Here is a 16,267-nt window from a genome sequence, read left to right on the forward strand (position 1 = left end):
CACTATTCCGCAGCCTCCGCCAGTTCTGCCGGTGTTTCGCGCCACGGCACTGTGGCCCCCAGCGCTTCTACGACGGCGAGGCCTGAGCGCAGCCCGTCCTCGTGAAAGCCGTAGCCGGTCCAGGCGCCGCAGAACCAGGTATGGCGTTTGCCCTGAATGTCACCGAGCCGCTTCTGCGCCGCAAATGCCTTGGCGTCATATTGCGGATGTTCGCACAGGTAACGCCCGAAGGTCAGGGTGGGATCCGGTGCGAAAGGCGGATTGAGGCTGACGAAGAGCGGCTTGTCGTCTGGAATGTCCTGCAACTGGTTCATCCAGTAGGTCACGGCGACATCGTTGACGTGGTCGCCTTCGCGCTTCCAGCGCAGGAAATTCCACGACGCCCATGCGTTGCGACGCTTCGGCATCAGCCGGGTGTCGCGATGCAGATAGACGACATTGGGTGAATAGCCGATATCGCCGAGCACCGATGTCTCGTGCTCACTTGGATCGGATAGCAGTGACAGTGCCTGATCGCTATGGGTCGCAACGACGACGTGGTCGTAGCGTTCGTGATGGCCGCGGCTGTCATGCACCGTGACGCCATGGATGTTGCGCTCGATCGATGTCACCGCGCAGCCGAGCCGCAGATGATCGCCGAAAGCGGCGGTCAACTTCTCCACATATTGCTTGCTGCCGCCGCGCACCGTGCGCCAGACCGGGCGGTCATATTGCAGCAGTCGGTGATTGCTGAAGAAGGCGACGAAATTTTCGGCGGGAAAATCCAGCATGCGATCCGCCGGCGCAGACCAGATGGCAGCGCCCATGGGCGCGAGATAGTCGGTCAGCAGGCGGGGCGCGAACTTGCGCCAGCGGAAATAGGCACCCAGCGTCATGTCGCCAAGCAGGCCGGCCGCCTGATCCTTCACGCTCTGCTCGTTGAAAGTGAGGATGTCGCGCAGCATGCGCAGATAGGATGGCGACAACGCATTGCGCTTCTGGGCGAACAGGCCACGCGCCGTATCTGCCCAGTTGTCGCCGCCGCCCTTCCATTCGAACCGCCCGGCATCGGCGCTAACGGAAAAGCTCATGCAGCTGTCGACGGTCTCGACGCCGAGATGAGCGAAAAGGGCGGTGAGGTCGGGATAGTTCAGCTCGTTATAGACGATGAAGCCGATATCCACCGGGACCTGCTCGCCGTCATAATCGACGGTCACCGTATGGCTATGGCCGCCCGGGCGTAATTCGCGGTCATAGACCGTCACGGGATAGCGCTTCGACAATGCCCAGGCCGCGGCATTGCCGGCTATTCCCGTTCCGATCACTGCGATGCGCATTCCAAAGTCCCTTGAGGTGGCCTGATAATGGGGGAGCTACGGTCGAAATGAGCCTGCGGTTTCACCGGCGGAACAGGCGCGAGGCGGGGGAGATGGGCGGCAGCAATATCGAGACACATGAAATCTTCGTAAGCCGGAGGGCGCCGTATCAATCGTCAACTTCAAACGGGCCGATGAAATAGGGGTATCTGTGCAAATAGGAGCGTTTTCACACGCCTAACGCCCGAGCGTGCTTGCACGTTCCGAAACGCAAGAACACTGTCCGCGGCATCCACGGGCAGGTAGAATGGGCGCACGTTTCATCGTCCAGCATCACCCGGTCAACGTGTCGCAGTCCATTGCTCCCTTCGTCGTTTCCCCCTGCATTTTGCGGGGTCTGCGAAGCCTGTCCGCGGAGCGGCTGCGGTGAGGCGTCCGGCTGTGCGAATCATCGGCCGAGTGCTGGCCGTGCTGATGGTCGGATCGGCGTTGTCCGGCTGCATGCTGACGTCGGATCTGCCCGATCCGGCGCTGGATATCCCCACCGTTTACAAGGATGCCCATACGTCCAGGCCGGGGGCGGCCACGCCGTCGCTCGACTGGTGGCGGGGTTTCCGCTCCGCCGAGCTGACCCAGCTCATGGAGGAGGCCCAGACGGTCAACCTGGATATCGCGGCGGCCGTCGCCCGGCTCCGGCAGGCCGATGCGCAGGCGCGAATCACGGGCGCGGCGCTGCTGCCGACCCTGAGTGCGGGCGGTCAGGAAAACTATGCGCGCACCTCGGGATCGAGTGCCAGCGGCTTGACCAATAATGGCCGCGAGATCACCAATTTCCAAGCTTCGCTGTCGGCCAGCTACGAGATCGATTTCTGGGGCAAGAATCGCGACGCGGCGCTTGCCGCCGAAGAAACCGCCAATGCCAACCGTTTCGACCGCGACGTGGTGGCGCTCACCACCATGGCGGCAGTGGCCAATGCCTATTTCCAGGTGGTGACGGCGCAGGACCGCATCCGCACCGCCGAGCGCAACATCGCGAGTGCACAGCGTATCCTCGATGCGATCAAGCAGCGCTTCAGTGCCGGCACCGGCACCGATCTGGATGTCGCCCAGCAGGAGAGCGTGCTCGCCAACCAGCGCGCCTCCGTGCCGCTGCTCCGCACGACCCTGGCACAAAACAAGCATGCGCTGGCGACGCTGGTGTCGCGGCCACCGGAAAGCGTGCGTGTCGCTGGCGGGACGCTAAACGCGATCGCCGCGCCAAAGGTGACGCCGGGGCTACCGTCCGAGCTGCTCACGCAGCGCCCGGATATCCGCCGTCAGGAAGCACAGCTGGCCGCGGCAACCGCCAATGTGGGCAGTGCGCGCGCGCAGTTCTTCCCGACGATCCAGCTGACCGGTTCGGGAGGCTATCAAAGCTCCGCGCTGGTGGCGCTGTTCAATCCCAATGCGGCGTTCTTCAGCCTTGTCGGCGGCCTGACCCAGCCGATCTTCGACGGCGGCCGTATCCGCGGCAATTTCGAGCTAACGCAGGCGCGGCAGGACGAATTGGTGCAGACCTATCGCAAGACGGTCGTCTCCGCCTTTGCCGATGTGGACAATGCGCTGGTGGCGATCCGCCAGACCACCGAGCGGCTGCGTCTGCAGCGCGAGGTGGTCCGCGCCTCGCGGCGGGCCTTCGAGTTGTCGGAGCAGCAACTGCGCGCCGGAACCGCCGATATCGTAACTGTGCTAAACACCCAGCTGACGCTGTTCCAGGCCGAGGACACCCTGTCCCAGGCCCAGTTGGCGCGGCTTCAGGCCTTTGTCAGCCTGTTCCAGGCGCTGGGTGGCGGCTGGGAGCCGAAAATGGAAAGACCGGTCAATGCTCTTTAAGCCGGACATGAAAGCCGCTGGCGACGGCGTGGCGAAGGTGGCCGGCAAGGCCCGCCGCCGCACCGTGTCGATCGCGGTGACGCTGCTGATCCTTGGAGGCCTCGGCTATATCGGCTGGCGCGCGATGCAGCCGCAGCAGGGCAGCGGCGGCGACATGCGTCGCGGCGGCTTCCGGCCGGACATGATGACCGTGCCGGTGCTGGCGGCGACGCCGAAGATCGAGGACGTGCCGGTCTATCTCGATGGCGTCGGTGCGGTCCGTGCGCTCAATAATGTCACTGTCCGCGCGCAGGTCGATGGCAAGCTGATCAAGGTCAATTTCAAGGAAGGCCAGGACGTCAAGGCCGGTGATGTGCTCGCCGAGATCGACCCCGTGCTCTACAAGGCGCTTTATGATCAGGCCGTCGCCAAGAAGGCGCAGGACGAGGCGACCCTCGCCAATGCCCGCCTCGATCTGATCCGCTATGAACAGCTGGCGCAGTCCAATGCCGGCTCCAGGCAGCAGGCCGACACCCAGCGCTCGCTGGTGGCGCAGCAGGAAGCCCTGGTGAAGTCGGATCAGGCGGCCATCGACAATGCCGCGGCCACGCTGAGCTATACGAACATCATCGCGCCGTTGTCCGGCCGCGCCGGCCTGCGGCAGGTCGATCAGGGCAACATCATCCGCGCCTCGGACACCACGGGTCTCGTTGTGATCACGCAGCTGCAGCCGATCGCCGTGCTGTTCAGCCTGCCACAGCAGCAGATCACGCGCGCCAATGCCGCAGCGGCGAAGGGTACGTTGTCGGTGGACGTGTTCGGTAACGACGGCGTGACGGTGATCGATACCGGCACGCTGACCGGCATCGACAATCTCGTCGATGCGACGACAGGCACGGTGAAGCTGAAAGCCGAGTTGCCGAACGCGAATTACCAACTCTGGCCCGGCCAGTTCGTCAATGTCCGGCTCAAGGTCGAGACCCTGAAGGACGCCATGGTGGTGCCGACCTCGGCCGTGCAGCGTGGCCCGGCCGGCACATTCAGCTATGTGATCGGCGAGGGGGATGTCGTCAAAGCGGTGCCGGTGACGGTGACACAGCAGAACGAGTTTTCGGCCGTCATCGCCAAGGGATTGTCGGTGACGGACCGTGTGGTCACTACGGGCTTTGCCAACCTGTCCGATGGCGCCAAGGTCAGCGTCGGCACCAATACCGGCGAGCCGGCAGTCGATCTTGCGCCGCGCAGCAAGCGCGGCAGCGGCAAGGGCAGTGATGCAGGCGAACGCCGCAGCAAGCGCGGGCAGGGCCAGCAGCATGGCAGCGACGGCAATCCGTCCGCGCCGATGGGACAGACGGCGCCCGCCGCCGGCCAGCCCAGCCAGGGCAACCCGCCGCAGGGAGCAAAACAGCCATGACGCCAATCCTGACCGGTCGTCGCGGTTGATGGCCGCGACCGTGAAGAGCGCACAACCATGAGCGTATCCGAACCCTTCATTCGCCGGCCCGTCGCCACCTCCCTGATCGGGGTGGCGCTGCTGATCGGCGGGTTGCTTGGCTATTTCGCGCTGCCAGTCTCGGCGCTGCCGCAGGTCGATTTTCCGACCGTGCAGGTCTCGACGCAATTGCCGGGCGCGAGTCCGGAAGTAACCGCTTCGCTGATCACTGCGCCGCTGGAACGCCAGCTCGGCCAGATCCCCTCGCTGGTGTCGATGACGTCGACCAGTTCCTATGGCGTCAGCCAGATCTCGCTGCAGTTCGATCTCAACCGCGACATCGACGGCGCCACCCAGGATGTGCAGGCGGCAATCAATGCCGCCGCGGGGGTGCTGCCGCGCAACCTGCCTTATCCGCCGGTCTATGCGAAGGTGAACCCGGCCGACGCGCCGGTCATGACGCTGGCGCTGACGTCCGACACTATCGCATTGCGCGCGATGAGCGACCTGTCGGACACACTGCTGGCACAGCGGCTGAGCCAGATTACAGGGGTCGGCAAGGTCGGCGTGCTGGGCGGCCTCAAGCCGGCGGTCCGCGTGCAGGCGGATCTGGCGCGGCTCGCGGCCTATGGCATCTCCATGGAGGACCTACGCACGGCGATTGCCGGCGCCAATGTGTCCGGTCCGAAGGGATCGCTCGACGGCCCGCAACAGGCTTACACGATCGCGGCCAACGACCAGATCGTCGCGGCAGAGGCCTACAAGCCGATCATCATCGCCTATCGCAATGGCGCGCCGGTCACCATCGGCGACGTTGCACAGATCGTGGACGGGCTGGAGAACAACCGCACAGGCGGCTGGTATCAGGGAACACCGGCGGTGATCATCGAGATCCAGCGCCAGCCGGGCGCCAATGTGATCGAGGTGGTGCGCCAGATCCGCGAGGAAATCCCGAAGGTGCAGCGGCTGATGCCGGCGGGCGTCAAGCTGACCATCGTCAGCGACCGCACGGTGACCATTCGCGCCTCCGTCCATGACGTGCAGTTCACGCTGGTGCTGGCCGTCATTCTCGTCACGCTGGTGGTGCTGCTGTTCCTGCGCTCGCTGCGCGCCACGCTGATCGCAGGTGTCGCGCTGCCCTTGTCGCTGATCACCTCCTTCGGCGTAATGTATTTCGCGGGGTTCAGCCTCGACAATCTCAGTCTGATGGCGCTGACCATCGGCACCGGTTTCGTGGTCGACGATGCCATCGTGATGATCGAGAACATCGTCCGTCACATGGAGGAGGGCGAGAGCCCGATGCAGGCGGCTCTGAAGGGCGCCAGCGAAATCGGCTTTACCGTGATCTCGCTGACCGTCTCGCTGATCGCCGTGTTCATCCCGCTGCTGTTCATGTCGGGTCTCGTCGGCCGCATGTTCCGCGAATTCGCACTGACGCTGACGATCGCCGTGGTGATGTCCGCCGTGGTGTCGCTGACGCTGACGCCGATGATGTGTTCGCGGCTCCTGAAGAATTTCCATGACGAATGGCAGGTGCCGGGCCTCGCGACGATCAGCGCGGGGATCGATCGCATGGTGGCCTTCTATCACCGCACGCTGTTGTGGGTGATGAAGCACCAGCCGGCGACACTGGTGGTGACCTTCATCACCATCGCGGCCACGCTGGGCCTCTATGTGATCGCGCCCAAAGGCTTTCTACCATTGCAGGATACGGCATCGATCACCGCCGTAACCGAAGCCGGGCCGGATGTCTCCTTTACCGAGATGCAAAGCCGGCAGAGCGCGGTCGCAGCCATCATCCAGGTCGATCCGGATGTGGCAGGGGTGGTATCGGTGATCGGAGGCGGGTCGGTCAACCCGACCACCAATGTCGGTCGCCTGGTGATGACGCTGAAGCCGCTCGGCGAGCGCAAGGACAACATCACCAAGGTGATCGCCCGGCTCAAGGATCGTGTCGCGACGGTTCCGGGCATGACCGTCTATTTCCAGCCGGTGCAGGATATCCAGATCAGCACGTCGGCCAGTCGCTCGCAGTATCAATATACGCTCACCGGCACGGATGCGGCGGAGGTGACACAGTGGTCGCAGCGTCTCGTCAAGGAGCTGCGCAGCGATCCGATGTTCCGCGACGTGTCGTCAGAAGCCGCCGCCGGCGGGTTGCGCGCGGCACTCGATATCGATCGTCAGCGTGCCGGCCAGCTCGGCGTCAGCCTGCAGGCCATCAATGACACGCTGAACGATGCCTTTGCCCAGCGGCAGATCTCCACGATCTATGGCCAGTCGAACCAGTATCGCGTGGTGCTCGAAGCGTTGCCCGAACAGCAGCGCGATCCGGGCGTGCTTTCAAAGCTTTATCTGCCGGGTGCCAATAATGGGACCAACAATGCGCAGGTGCCGCTGTCGGCCGTCGCCACCCTGACGCGGACCACGGCGCCGCTGGCGATCTCGCATCACGCCCAGTTCCCGGCGATCTCGCTCAGCTTCAATCTCGCTCCCGGCGAGGCCCTCGGCAATGCCGTCGAGGAAGTGAAGGCGATCGAGACGCGGATCGGCATGCCGAACAGCATTGTCGGCATGTTCTCGGGCGATGCGGCCGAATTCTCGAAGTCGCTGGCCGGTCAGCCGTGGCTGATCCTCGCCGCCATCGTCACGATCTACATTGTGCTGGGCGTGCTCTATGAGAGCTACATCCACCCGATCACCATTCTCTCGACCCTGCCTTCCGCCGGCGTCGGCGCCATCCTCGCGCTGATGCTGTGCGGCGAGGATCTGTCGGTGATCGGCCTGATCGGCATCATCCTGTTGATGGGCATCGTCAAGAAGAACGCCATCATGATGATCGATTTTGCGCTCGATGCCGAGCGTGAACGCGGCATGGCGCCGGAGGCGGCGATCGTCGAGGCTTGCCTGCTGCGTTTCCGTCCGATCATGATGACGACCCTGGCCGCGCTGTTCGGCGCGCTGCCGCTGGCGCTGGAAAGCGGCACCGGCTCGGAGCTGCGGTTCCCGCTCGGCGTCTCCATCATCGGCGGCCTGATCCTCAGCCAGCTGCTGACGCTCTACACCACCCCGGTGATCTATCTCGCGCTCGATCGCGTCAGTCGACGCTTCGCGCGGCGCACGCCGAGGGCGGCCGGTGCTGCAGGCACCAGCGGGACGGGAGGGCCGTAGTGGCGATCTCGATCTCCGAACCATTTATCAGGCGGCCGGTCGGCACCACTTTGCTGGCTATCGGCCTCTGCCTGATCGGTCTGGTCGCCTATCGCTTCTTGCCGGTGGCAGCGACGCCGAACGTGGATTTCCCGATGGTGATGGTGATGGCGTCCCGCCCGGGCGCCGATCCGGCGATCATGGCGTCTACCGTGGCCGCACCGCTGGAGCGCCGGCTTGGGACGATTGCCGGGCTCGAACAGATAACCTCGACGAGTTCGCTCGGCTCTACCCGCATCATGATGCAATTCGCCATCAGCCGCGACGCTGACCGGGCCGCACGCGACGTCCAGGCCGCCATCAATGCCGCGGCCGCCGATCTGCCGACCGACCTGCCGACGCTGCCGACCTTCCGCAAGGCCAACCCGTCCGCGGCGCCGGTCTTCATCATCGCGCTGACCTCGAAGACCATGTCGGCATCGGCGATGTATGACGTGGCCGATACCGTGATCGTGCAACGCATCGCCCAGGTGCCGGGCGTCGGCGAGGTAACGGCGCTCGGCGCCGACCAGCCGGCCGTTCGGATCCAGCTCAATCCGATTGCGCTCTCCAATGCCGGCATATCCAGCGACGATGTCCGCACCGCGATCGTCAATGCCAATCCGCTCGGTCCGGTCGGCATCTTCCAGGGGGCGCGCCAGAGCGAGACAATCTCGATGAATCCGCAGATGCGGACCGCGGAAGAATTCCGCGACATCATGATCAAGAGCTCGAATGGCAACTTCCTGCGCCTGTCCGATGTCGCCGACGTGCAGGACGCCACCCGCAACAGCCGTTCGGTGGCCTGGTTCAACAAGCAGCCGGCGGTGCTGATCCAGATCACCAAGCAGGGCAATGCCAATGTCATCGACACCGTCGATCGCGTGAAGGCGCTGCTACCGGATCTGAAGCAGTGGATTCCGGCGGGCATCGAAGTGTCGGTGCTGACCGACCGCACGGGCACCATCCGCGCCTCGGTCGAGGATATGGAATGGACGCTGCTGGCCACCGCCTTTTTGGTGATGGCCGTCGTGTTCCTCTTCGTCCGACGCGGCGTGCCGACGATCGCCGCCGGCATTTCGGTCCCTCTGGCCATCGCGGGCACGTTGGCCGGCATGTGGCTGGCCGGCTTCTCCATCAACAATCTGTCGCTGATGGCCTTGGCGATCTCGGTCGGCTTCGTCGTCGACGATGCCATCGTGATGATCGAGAACATGTTCCGCAATCTGGAGGAGGGCATGGCGCCGCTGCAGGCGGCGCTTGAGGGCGCGAAACAGATCGGCTTCACCGTGGTCTCCATCAGCCTGTCGCTGATCGCCGCCTTTATCCCGCTGCTGTTCATGGACGGGCTGGTCGGGCGGCTGCTGCGCGAATTCTCGCTGACCCTGACCTTCTCGATCGTGGTCTCCACGCTGGTCTCGCTGACCGTGACGCCGATGATCTGCGCGCGTTACATCCGGCACACCACATCGTCCACCGAGACGCGATTCGATCGCGTCGTCGAAGGTGCGCTATCGCGCATCATCGCGGCCTATGAACGGTCGCTGCATGCCGTGCTTGCTGCTCCCTTTCTGACGCTGATCGTCTTCTTCGCCACCATCGCGCTGACCGTGACGCTCTACATCAAGACGCCAAAAGGGTTCTTCCCGAATGACGACAGCGGCTTCGTGATCGGCTCGACGCGCGCCTCGGCTGATACGTCGTTCCAGGCCATGGTGCCGCTGCAGCAGCAGGTCATGGACATCGTACTGGCCGATCCCGGCGTCGCCAGTGTCGGCTCCTCACTCGGCAGCTCCGGCTGGGGCGGTGGCGGCCCGCGCGGCAGCCTGTCGATCGCGCTGAAGCCGCCGGCCGAGCGCGATGGCGCCTCCACGGAGGATGTCATCAACCGGCTACGTCCCAAGTTGAGCGCGCTGCCGGGCATCCGCCTGTTCATGTTCGCGGCGCAGGATCTGCGCGCCGGCGGGCGACAGAGCGATTCCAACTATCAATACACGCTGACCTCCAGCGATCTCGATCTGCTGCAGAAATGGGCGCCGCTGGTGAGCAAGCGGCTGGAAAGCGTGGACGGCGTCACCGACGTTTCCAGCGACCGCGATCCCGGCGGATTGCAGCTCACGCTGCAAATCGATCGCAAGCTCGCATCGAGCCTCGGCGTCGACGTCGCCGATGTCGACGCCGCGCTCAACAACGCGTTCTCGCAGCGGCAGATTTCGACCATCTATACCCAGCGCAACCAGTACAAGGTGGTGTTGGAGATCGACCGCAAGTTTCAGAATGATCCGTCGGACCTCGATCGCATTTTTGTCGCCGGCGCCAACGGCGCGCAGGTGCCGCTATCGGCGATCGTGAAGGTGACCCGCACGCTGTCGGCGCTTGCCGTCTATCATTCGCAGTCGATGCCTTCGACCACGGTGTCGTTCAACCTGCTGCCCGGCGTGCAGCTCGATTCCGTGACCAGTTCGATCCAGCGTGCCGTCGATGAATTGCACATGCCGGAAGGCATCCGCGGCGGTTTCGACGGCAGCGCCGGCGATTTCAACAAGACCGCCAGCCGCCAGCCGCTGCTGATCCTCGGCGCCTTGATCGCGATGTATATCGTGCTGGGCGTGCTCTATGAGAGCCTGATGCACCCGCTGACCATCATCTCGACGCTGCCATCGGCGGGGCTTGGGGCATTGCTGGCGCTGCAGATCACCAACACGCCGCTGACGGTGATCGCCTTTGTGGGCATCATTCTGCTGATCGGCATCGTCAAGAAGAACGGCATCATGCTGGTGGATTTTGCGCTCGAAGCCGAACGCCAGCGCAATCTGTCGCCGGCGGATGCGATCTTCGAGGCTTGCCGGGTGCGTTTCCGGCCGATCCTCATGACTTCGCTTGCAGCGGCCTTTGCCGCGATTCCGCTCGTGATCGCCACCGGCCCGGGCACCGAGTTGCGGCGGCCGCTGGGCATCACCATCATCGGCGGGTTGTTCGTGTCGCAGATCCTGACGCTGTATACGACGCCGGTGATCTATCTGCTGATCGACCGGCTGCGAAACAGATACCGGCCGCAGCCCCAACCGCTGCCAGCGCCGGCCGAATAACGCTGCGGCTGTTGAAGCCGGCACGCCCGCGGCGTATAGCGGGCAATGTCCAGCATCCAAGACCTTCCGCCCGGCGAGATCATCGAGATCCCGGAATGCCCGCATTGCCAGAAGCCGCTGCCGCTGTGCATCTGCGACAGCATCGAACTCGTTGAGAGCCGCGTCGAGCTTCTGATCCTGCAGCATCCGCAGGAACAGGATCGAGCACTCGGCACGGCCCGCGTCGCCGCGCAGCATTTCGAGAATGCGCAGGTCCGTGTCGGCCTGTCCTGGCCCAGCCTGTCAAAAATTCTCGGCCGCACCGTCGATCCCGCGCGCTGGGCGATCCTCTATCTCGGCTCGGCCAAGGTGGCGGATTACGATACCGACCTCGACATTCTCGCCATCGACCGGAAGGGCGAGGCCGAGATGAATCAGAAGGCGCTGCTGCGCGACATCGAGGGCGTGATCCTGCTGGATGGCACCTGGAGCCAGGCCAAGGCGCTGTGGTGGCGGAATGCCTGGATGCTGAAATGCCAGCGCGTGATTCTCGGCCCGGCCGCGCCGTCGCTTTACGGCAAGCTGCGTAAGGAACCGCGCAAGGACGGGCTGTCCACTATTGAGGCTGCCGGCATGGTGCTGTCGGCGCTGCAGAAGAAGCCCAAGATCGCGGAAACGCTCAATGCGAGCTTCGAGCGCATGCTGGTGCGCTATCGCGAGGTGCAGGCCGAGATTCCGGAACTCGCCCCAAAGGCGAAAAAGCGCGACTGGCGCCGGCGCGGCAAGAAGAAGTGACCGGGCAGGGCGAAAGCCCGTCCGGATTCCGTCGATTCGTCTAAGTGATTGATCGGATTGATGGAGGCCACGTCGGGAATCGAACCCGAATAAACGGTTTTGCAGACCGGCGCGTAACCATTCCGCCACATGGCCCCATAGCGGGTTTGTTACAGACCGTTCGCCGTTAAGGCAATGCCCGGTTCGTATCTTTCGCGCGGGTTCCCACCATCAACCGCGCAAAGGTCTTGGAGAGGCGGCCTCAGCAGGAGGCGTGCCAGCCGTCCGGGAACGGAATATGGGGCCAGGTGCCCTCATTGTCGTTGGCCGCGGTCGGAATCGGCGCGAGAAACATCATCTGGCTGCGAAAATCGTCTTCGATCTCCGCTTCGATCTCGGTCCGGACCGCTTCCAGAATGTAGTCGAACTCGGCTTCGCTCATGGTCAAACTCCCTGTCTTGCGGGCAATTTGACGAAAAGCTTTTGTGGTCACGTTGCGCGGATCGCTCAAATTGTAGCGATCCACCGCACAGGGCCGTGATGGTTGCCGAAGGGTTACGACGACGGACGCAATTTGCAGGAGATCATCGGCCGTGAAGGCGCGATGGCATCGGCAGGCACTGGAAAACATACGCAAACTTTACGGACGCATAACGCATCGGCCACGGCGTAAAGCCGCGAGCCGATGTCAGGACTTCTGGGGACAGCAGGCGATCAGATTTCGATCGGCACGGCGAGGCGACCGATGAGCAATGCCACCTCGTCGAGATGGTCGTCATCGTCGTGCTCGCGCTCATGAGTTTTCACGGCTGCGGCGAGGCGCGAGACGCATTCGTCGTCGCTGATCAGGGGCAGGGAGTGGATGTCGGTCGGAAGCGCGCGGTCGGTGTGCAGGGCGGGCATGAATCACCTCGTTTCGATTCTGGACTTGGGTCTGGACCTCAAACTTTGCGACGCAATAAGTCGAAAAGGCGACGGAAAGGTCCTGTGAGGCGGCATGATCCGTCAAAGTTTTCCCGGCAAGAACGGCGCCAGCCCTTGAAAATACGGGTGTTTTCAGCGATTTCGGCGAGTTTTCCCCGGTCGTGACGACAAGATGAAACATTCCGCATTTCCTGCTTTCCAAGCCGGGATCGCTTTGTTATACGCTGCCGCACGCGACAAGGTTCGCGCTTTCCCTGGTAGCTCAGCGGTAGAGCATTCGACTGTTAATCGAATGGTCGCTGGTTCGAATCCAGCCCGGGGAGCCATTTATCCTTTTTCCCGAGATCGATGCTGCCAGGATGCCCGAGCGCCTTCGCTTGCGCAGCAACTGTGCTTTTCCGCACCTTGCCCGCGGCACCGTGTTGCCGTAATTCCTCAGCTTCGAGACCTTCTAGACTCACCCAAGGGATTGCCATGTCCGACTTCTCCGCCGCCCGCCAGAAAATGGTCGATGGCCAGGTCCGTCCGAGCGACGTCACCGATCTGCGCATCATCGACGCCATGCTGTCGGTGGCCCGGGAGGAGTATGTGCCGGCGCATCTGCGCCCGATGGCCTATCTCGACCTCGATCTCGATCTCGGCGCGGCCGGGGAGGCGAAGCGCTTCCTGATCAAGCCGGTGGTGCTGGCCAAGATGCTGCAGGCCGCCGAGCTGAAGGCGACCGACAAGGTGCTCGTGGTCGGCTGCTCCAGCGGCTATTCCGCTGCCGTGATCGGCCAGATCGCCGGCAAAGTGACCAATGCGGGCCCTGAAGGGGACGCTGCCAGCGGTCCGTATGACGTCATCGTGATGGCCGGCGCCACCGAAATCGCCCCGACCGGCCTGTATGGCCAGCTGGCCCCCGGCGGAAAGCTGCTCGGCGTGTTCGCCCAGTCCAAGCCCCAGCGCGCCACCATGGTCACCCATTCCCATGACGATTTCGGCAGCCGCCCGCTGTTCGATGCCGTGGCTCCGGTGCTGCCGGGCCTGGAGCGGAAGGCCGAATTCGTCTTCTAAGGCCGTCTGCGCGGCCCGCCCGCGGGCAAGGCCCCTGGTCGGGGCCGCCCCCTAGCGCGCATGGGAACCTGAGCTGGAAATACAAGTGTGGCTTGTATGTCCCAGCTGCCAAGTTTCCACCGCGATCTCGCCACGAGAGGTTCCGTCTCGCTCCTGCGAGGAATATGGTGAGTGGAGACTCGCTAACGGATTCACCCGTCTGGCGCAGCTTTCGCTGCAGTCCGGATAGGTGAGTGGCAAGAATGGATTACCTGAATGGGCCGCGTAAAAGTTTCCACCGGCGTTGCTGTTGCGGCCTTGTTGTTGTCGCTTTCCGGCACAGCTCCGAGCTTCGCCGACACCATTGAAGCGGCACTGGTCCGCGCCTATCAGAATAACCCGCAGTTGAACGCCCAGCGTGCATCGGTCCGCGCGACCGACGAGAACGTGCCGCAGGCATTGTCGGGCTATCGTCCCCGGGTCGCGATCACTGCGAGCGGTGGCTATCAGTACACCGACTCGGTCAGCGTGATCGGCGGCAACGTGATCGCGCTTCATGGCGTGCAGGTGCCGCGCGCGGTTGGCGCGACCATCACCCAGAACCTTTACAACGGCAATCAGACCGCCAACCGAACCCGCGCCGCCGAAGGTCAGGTGTCGGCCGCGCGCGAAGGTCTGCGCGTTCTCGAGCAGACGGTGATGCTGTCGGCTGCGACCATCTACATGGACTATCTGCGCGACTCCGCTGTGGTCGAAGTGCAGAAGAGCAACGTCCGCGTTCTCGAACAGACGCTGAAGCAGACCCGCGATCGCTTCAATGTCGGCGAAGTGACCCGCACCGACGTGGCGCAGTCCGAAGCCCAGCTTGCTGCCGGCCGCACCCAGTTGCTGACGGCCGAGTCGAATCTCACCACCACGCGGTCGAATTTCCGCCGCATCATCGGCAATGAGCCGAATGCGCTGCAGGCCGGCTCGCCGGTCGATCGTTTCCTGCCGAACTCGTTGCCGACGGCCGTGGATCTCGGACTTGTCGAGAATCCGAACGTCACGGCCGCGATGTATGGCATCGACGTCAGCTTCCTCAATGTGAAGGTCAATGAAGGTGCGCTGTTCCCGACCGTGTCGCTGCAGGCGAGCATCCAGCAGGGCTGGGACCAGTCGATCACTGCGCCGCGCGGTTTGACCGCCGCTGGTGTCGCGCAGGTGTCGATCCCGGTCTATCAGGGCGGCGCCGAATATTCGCTGATCCGCCAGTCCAAGGAAACACTGGCGCAGCAGCGCCTCGCGCTCGAGCAGGTGCGCGACCAGACCCGCGCCAGCGTCGTGCAGGCCTGGGGGCAGTTGCTGGCGGGCAGGGCGCAGGTTGCGTCGGCGCAGGCACAGGTGCAGGCGTCGGAAATCGCGCTGAACGGCGTGCGTGAAGAAGCCAAGGCGGGTCAGCGCACGACGCTCGACGTCTTGAACGCGCAGCAGGCGCTGGTGAACGCGCGCGTCGCGCTCGTCACCGCACAGCATGACCGCGTCGTTGCCTCATACGCCGTGCTCAACGCAGTTGGCCGTCTGTCGCCGACGGTGATGAAGCTCAACACCAATGTCTATGATCCCAGCGTGCACTATCATCAGGTGCGCGACAGCTGGGCTGGCGTTCGCACGCCGGACGGACGCTGAGCAAGCCCGGTACTCTTGTCATCGCACTGCTTCAAAGGGCCGCCGCAAGGCGGCCCTTTCGCTTTTCGCCTTTGCTTGCAATCATTTGATGCAATGACGTAGCGTTCAATGCAGGGGCGTCGCGATTCGGAATGCATCACACAGGTGTTTCGCGACAGCTCGTGGTCAGGCGTCGCTTGATCTGGGGACAAGTCAGGCTTGCGTGATGAATGGTCAGCCCGATGCAACCGGGCGCCGCCATATTCAGCCTCGTCTGGTGTAAGATAGTGACGATCGATTTGACGATGCGGAGTCGGACATGACGCAACCTGCAAAGGTCCAGGAACCCTCCATGGAGGAGATTCTGGCGTCGATCCGTCGTATCATCGCGGATGACGAAGCCAAGCCCGCAGAGGCTGCGCCGGCCCCGGCACCCGCGCCTCCGAAGCCGGCCGTCGTCGCCGCAGTGCCGCCAGCGGCACCGAAGCCCGTGCCCGCACCGCCGCCGAAAGCGCCCGAGAAGGCGCCCGAGCCTGCTGCCGCCAGCAACAGCCAGGACGATATCGACGCGATGCTCGCGAGCCTCGACGCGGTGACCTCCGAACCGGCTGCCGCTGCCGATCCGGTCGATGATGTATTCGAACTTACCGATGAGATGGTGGTGACCGAGGAAGCCGAACCTGCTTTTCAGCGGGTCGAACCTGCCGACGATCTGGAGTTTGCAGAATCGGCTGCGGCCAGCATGCACGCCTCGGCGCGTTTTGATCCGCCGTCCTACGATTCCCAGCCGCGCGAACAGCCGGCGATGACGCCGCCCATGATGTCGCAGAACACCGCGTCAGCCGTGGAATCTGCGTTCCATTCGCTTGCGAATACGGTGCTCAGCAACAATGCCCGCACGCTGGAGGATCTCGTCAAGGAGATGCTGCGGCCGATGCTCAAGACCTGGCTCGACGACAACCTGCCGGGACTGGTGGAACGCATCGTCAAGGCCGAGATCGAGCGCGTCTCGCGCGGCGGCGGGCGTTAAGCGCCGTTAGCCCTCTCTGGCG

11 protein-coding genes and 2 tRNA genes are annotated in these 16,267 nt (G+C 63.8%); 9 read left to right on the forward strand and 4 right to left on the reverse strand.

Going from position 1 to position 16,267, the window contains the following annotated elements; all coding sequences use genetic code 11:
• Positions 1-2: 2 nt before the first annotated feature.
• Entirely contained in the window at positions 3-1,316 is a 1,314-nt protein-coding gene (locus ACIQ17_RS03285) for an NAD(P)/FAD-dependent oxidoreductase (protein WP_398465348.1), read from the reverse strand.
• Between the two features lie 453 nt (positions 1,317-1,769).
• On the opposite strand from ACIQ17_RS03285, the gene ACIQ17_RS03290 reads away from it, so the two are divergent.
• The 5 genes from ACIQ17_RS03290 to ACIQ17_RS03310 are packed head-to-tail and all read left to right on the forward strand — an operon-like array spanning position 1,770 to position 11,630.
• Entirely contained in the window at positions 1,770-3,167 is a 1,398-nt protein-coding gene (locus tag ACIQ17_RS03290; protein WP_398465409.1) for an efflux transporter outer membrane subunit, read from the forward strand.
• Entirely contained in the window at positions 3,157-4,560 is a 1,404-nt protein-coding gene (locus tag ACIQ17_RS03295; RefSeq protein ID WP_398465350.1) for an efflux RND transporter periplasmic adaptor subunit, read from the forward strand. The genes ACIQ17_RS03290 and ACIQ17_RS03295 overlap by 11 nt, the downstream gene beginning before the upstream one ends.
• 57 nt (positions 4,561-4,617) lie before the next feature.
• Complete coding sequence (locus tag ACIQ17_RS03300) at positions 4,618-7,749, forward strand: efflux RND transporter permease subunit (RefSeq protein WP_398465352.1); 3,132 nt, start codon at positions 4,618-4,620, stop codon at positions 7,747-7,749.
• Complete coding sequence (locus ACIQ17_RS03305) at positions 7,749-10,856, forward strand: efflux RND transporter permease subunit (RefSeq protein WP_398465354.1); 3,108 nt, start codon at positions 7,749-7,751, stop codon at positions 10,854-10,856. The genes ACIQ17_RS03300 and ACIQ17_RS03305 overlap by 1 nt, the downstream gene beginning before the upstream one ends.
• Positions 10,857-10,901: 45 nt before the next feature.
• Positions 10,902-11,630 (forward strand): tRNA-uridine aminocarboxypropyltransferase, encoded by a 729-nt coding sequence (locus tag ACIQ17_RS03310; protein ID WP_398465356.1) that lies wholly within the window; start codon positions 10,902-10,904, stop codon positions 11,628-11,630.
• Between the two features lie 61 nt (positions 11,631-11,691).
• On the opposite strand, the gene ACIQ17_RS03315 is transcribed toward ACIQ17_RS03310, so the two are convergent.
• From ACIQ17_RS03315 to ACIQ17_RS03325, 3 genes are all read right to left on the reverse strand, one after another.
• A tRNA-Cys gene (locus ACIQ17_RS03315) sits at positions 11,692-11,765 on the reverse strand.
• A gap of 106 nt (positions 11,766-11,871) precedes the next feature.
• Complete coding sequence (locus ACIQ17_RS03320) at positions 11,872-12,120, reverse strand: hypothetical protein (protein ID WP_398465358.1); 249 nt, start codon at positions 12,118-12,120, stop codon at positions 11,872-11,874.
• Between the two features lie 203 nt (positions 12,121-12,323).
• A complete protein-coding gene (locus tag ACIQ17_RS03325) occupies positions 12,324-12,512 on the reverse strand; it encodes a hypothetical protein (protein WP_398465360.1) in 189 nt (62 codons plus the stop codon).
• 272 nt (positions 12,513-12,784) lie between these two features.
• Here ACIQ17_RS03325 and ACIQ17_RS03330 point away from each other — a divergent pair.
• The 4 genes from ACIQ17_RS03330 to ACIQ17_RS03345 all read left to right on the forward strand — a co-directional run bounded on the left by ACIQ17_RS03330 (position 12,785) and on the right by ACIQ17_RS03345 (position 16,245).
• Positions 12,785-12,859 (forward strand) — tRNA-Asn (locus ACIQ17_RS03330).
• A gap of 148 nt (positions 12,860-13,007) precedes the next feature.
• Entirely contained in the window at positions 13,008-13,589 is a 582-nt protein-coding gene (locus ACIQ17_RS03335) for a protein-L-isoaspartate O-methyltransferase (RefSeq protein ID WP_398465362.1), read from the forward strand.
• 255 nt (positions 13,590-13,844) lie between these two features.
• Positions 13,845-15,236 (forward strand): TolC family outer membrane protein, encoded by a 1,392-nt coding sequence (locus ACIQ17_RS03340; RefSeq protein ID WP_398465364.1) that lies wholly within the window; start codon positions 13,845-13,847, stop codon positions 15,234-15,236.
• A 298-nt stretch (positions 15,237-15,534) separates the two neighbouring features.
• Positions 15,535-16,245, forward strand: a complete 711-nt coding sequence (locus ACIQ17_RS03345) for a PopZ family protein (RefSeq protein ID WP_398465366.1) — start codon at positions 15,535-15,537, stop codon at positions 16,243-16,245.
• Positions 16,246-16,267: the final 22 nt, after the last annotated feature.

Source organism: Tardiphaga sp., from assembly GCF_044340795.1.
GTDB lineage: Bacteria > Pseudomonadota > Alphaproteobacteria > Rhizobiales > Xanthobacteraceae > Tardiphaga.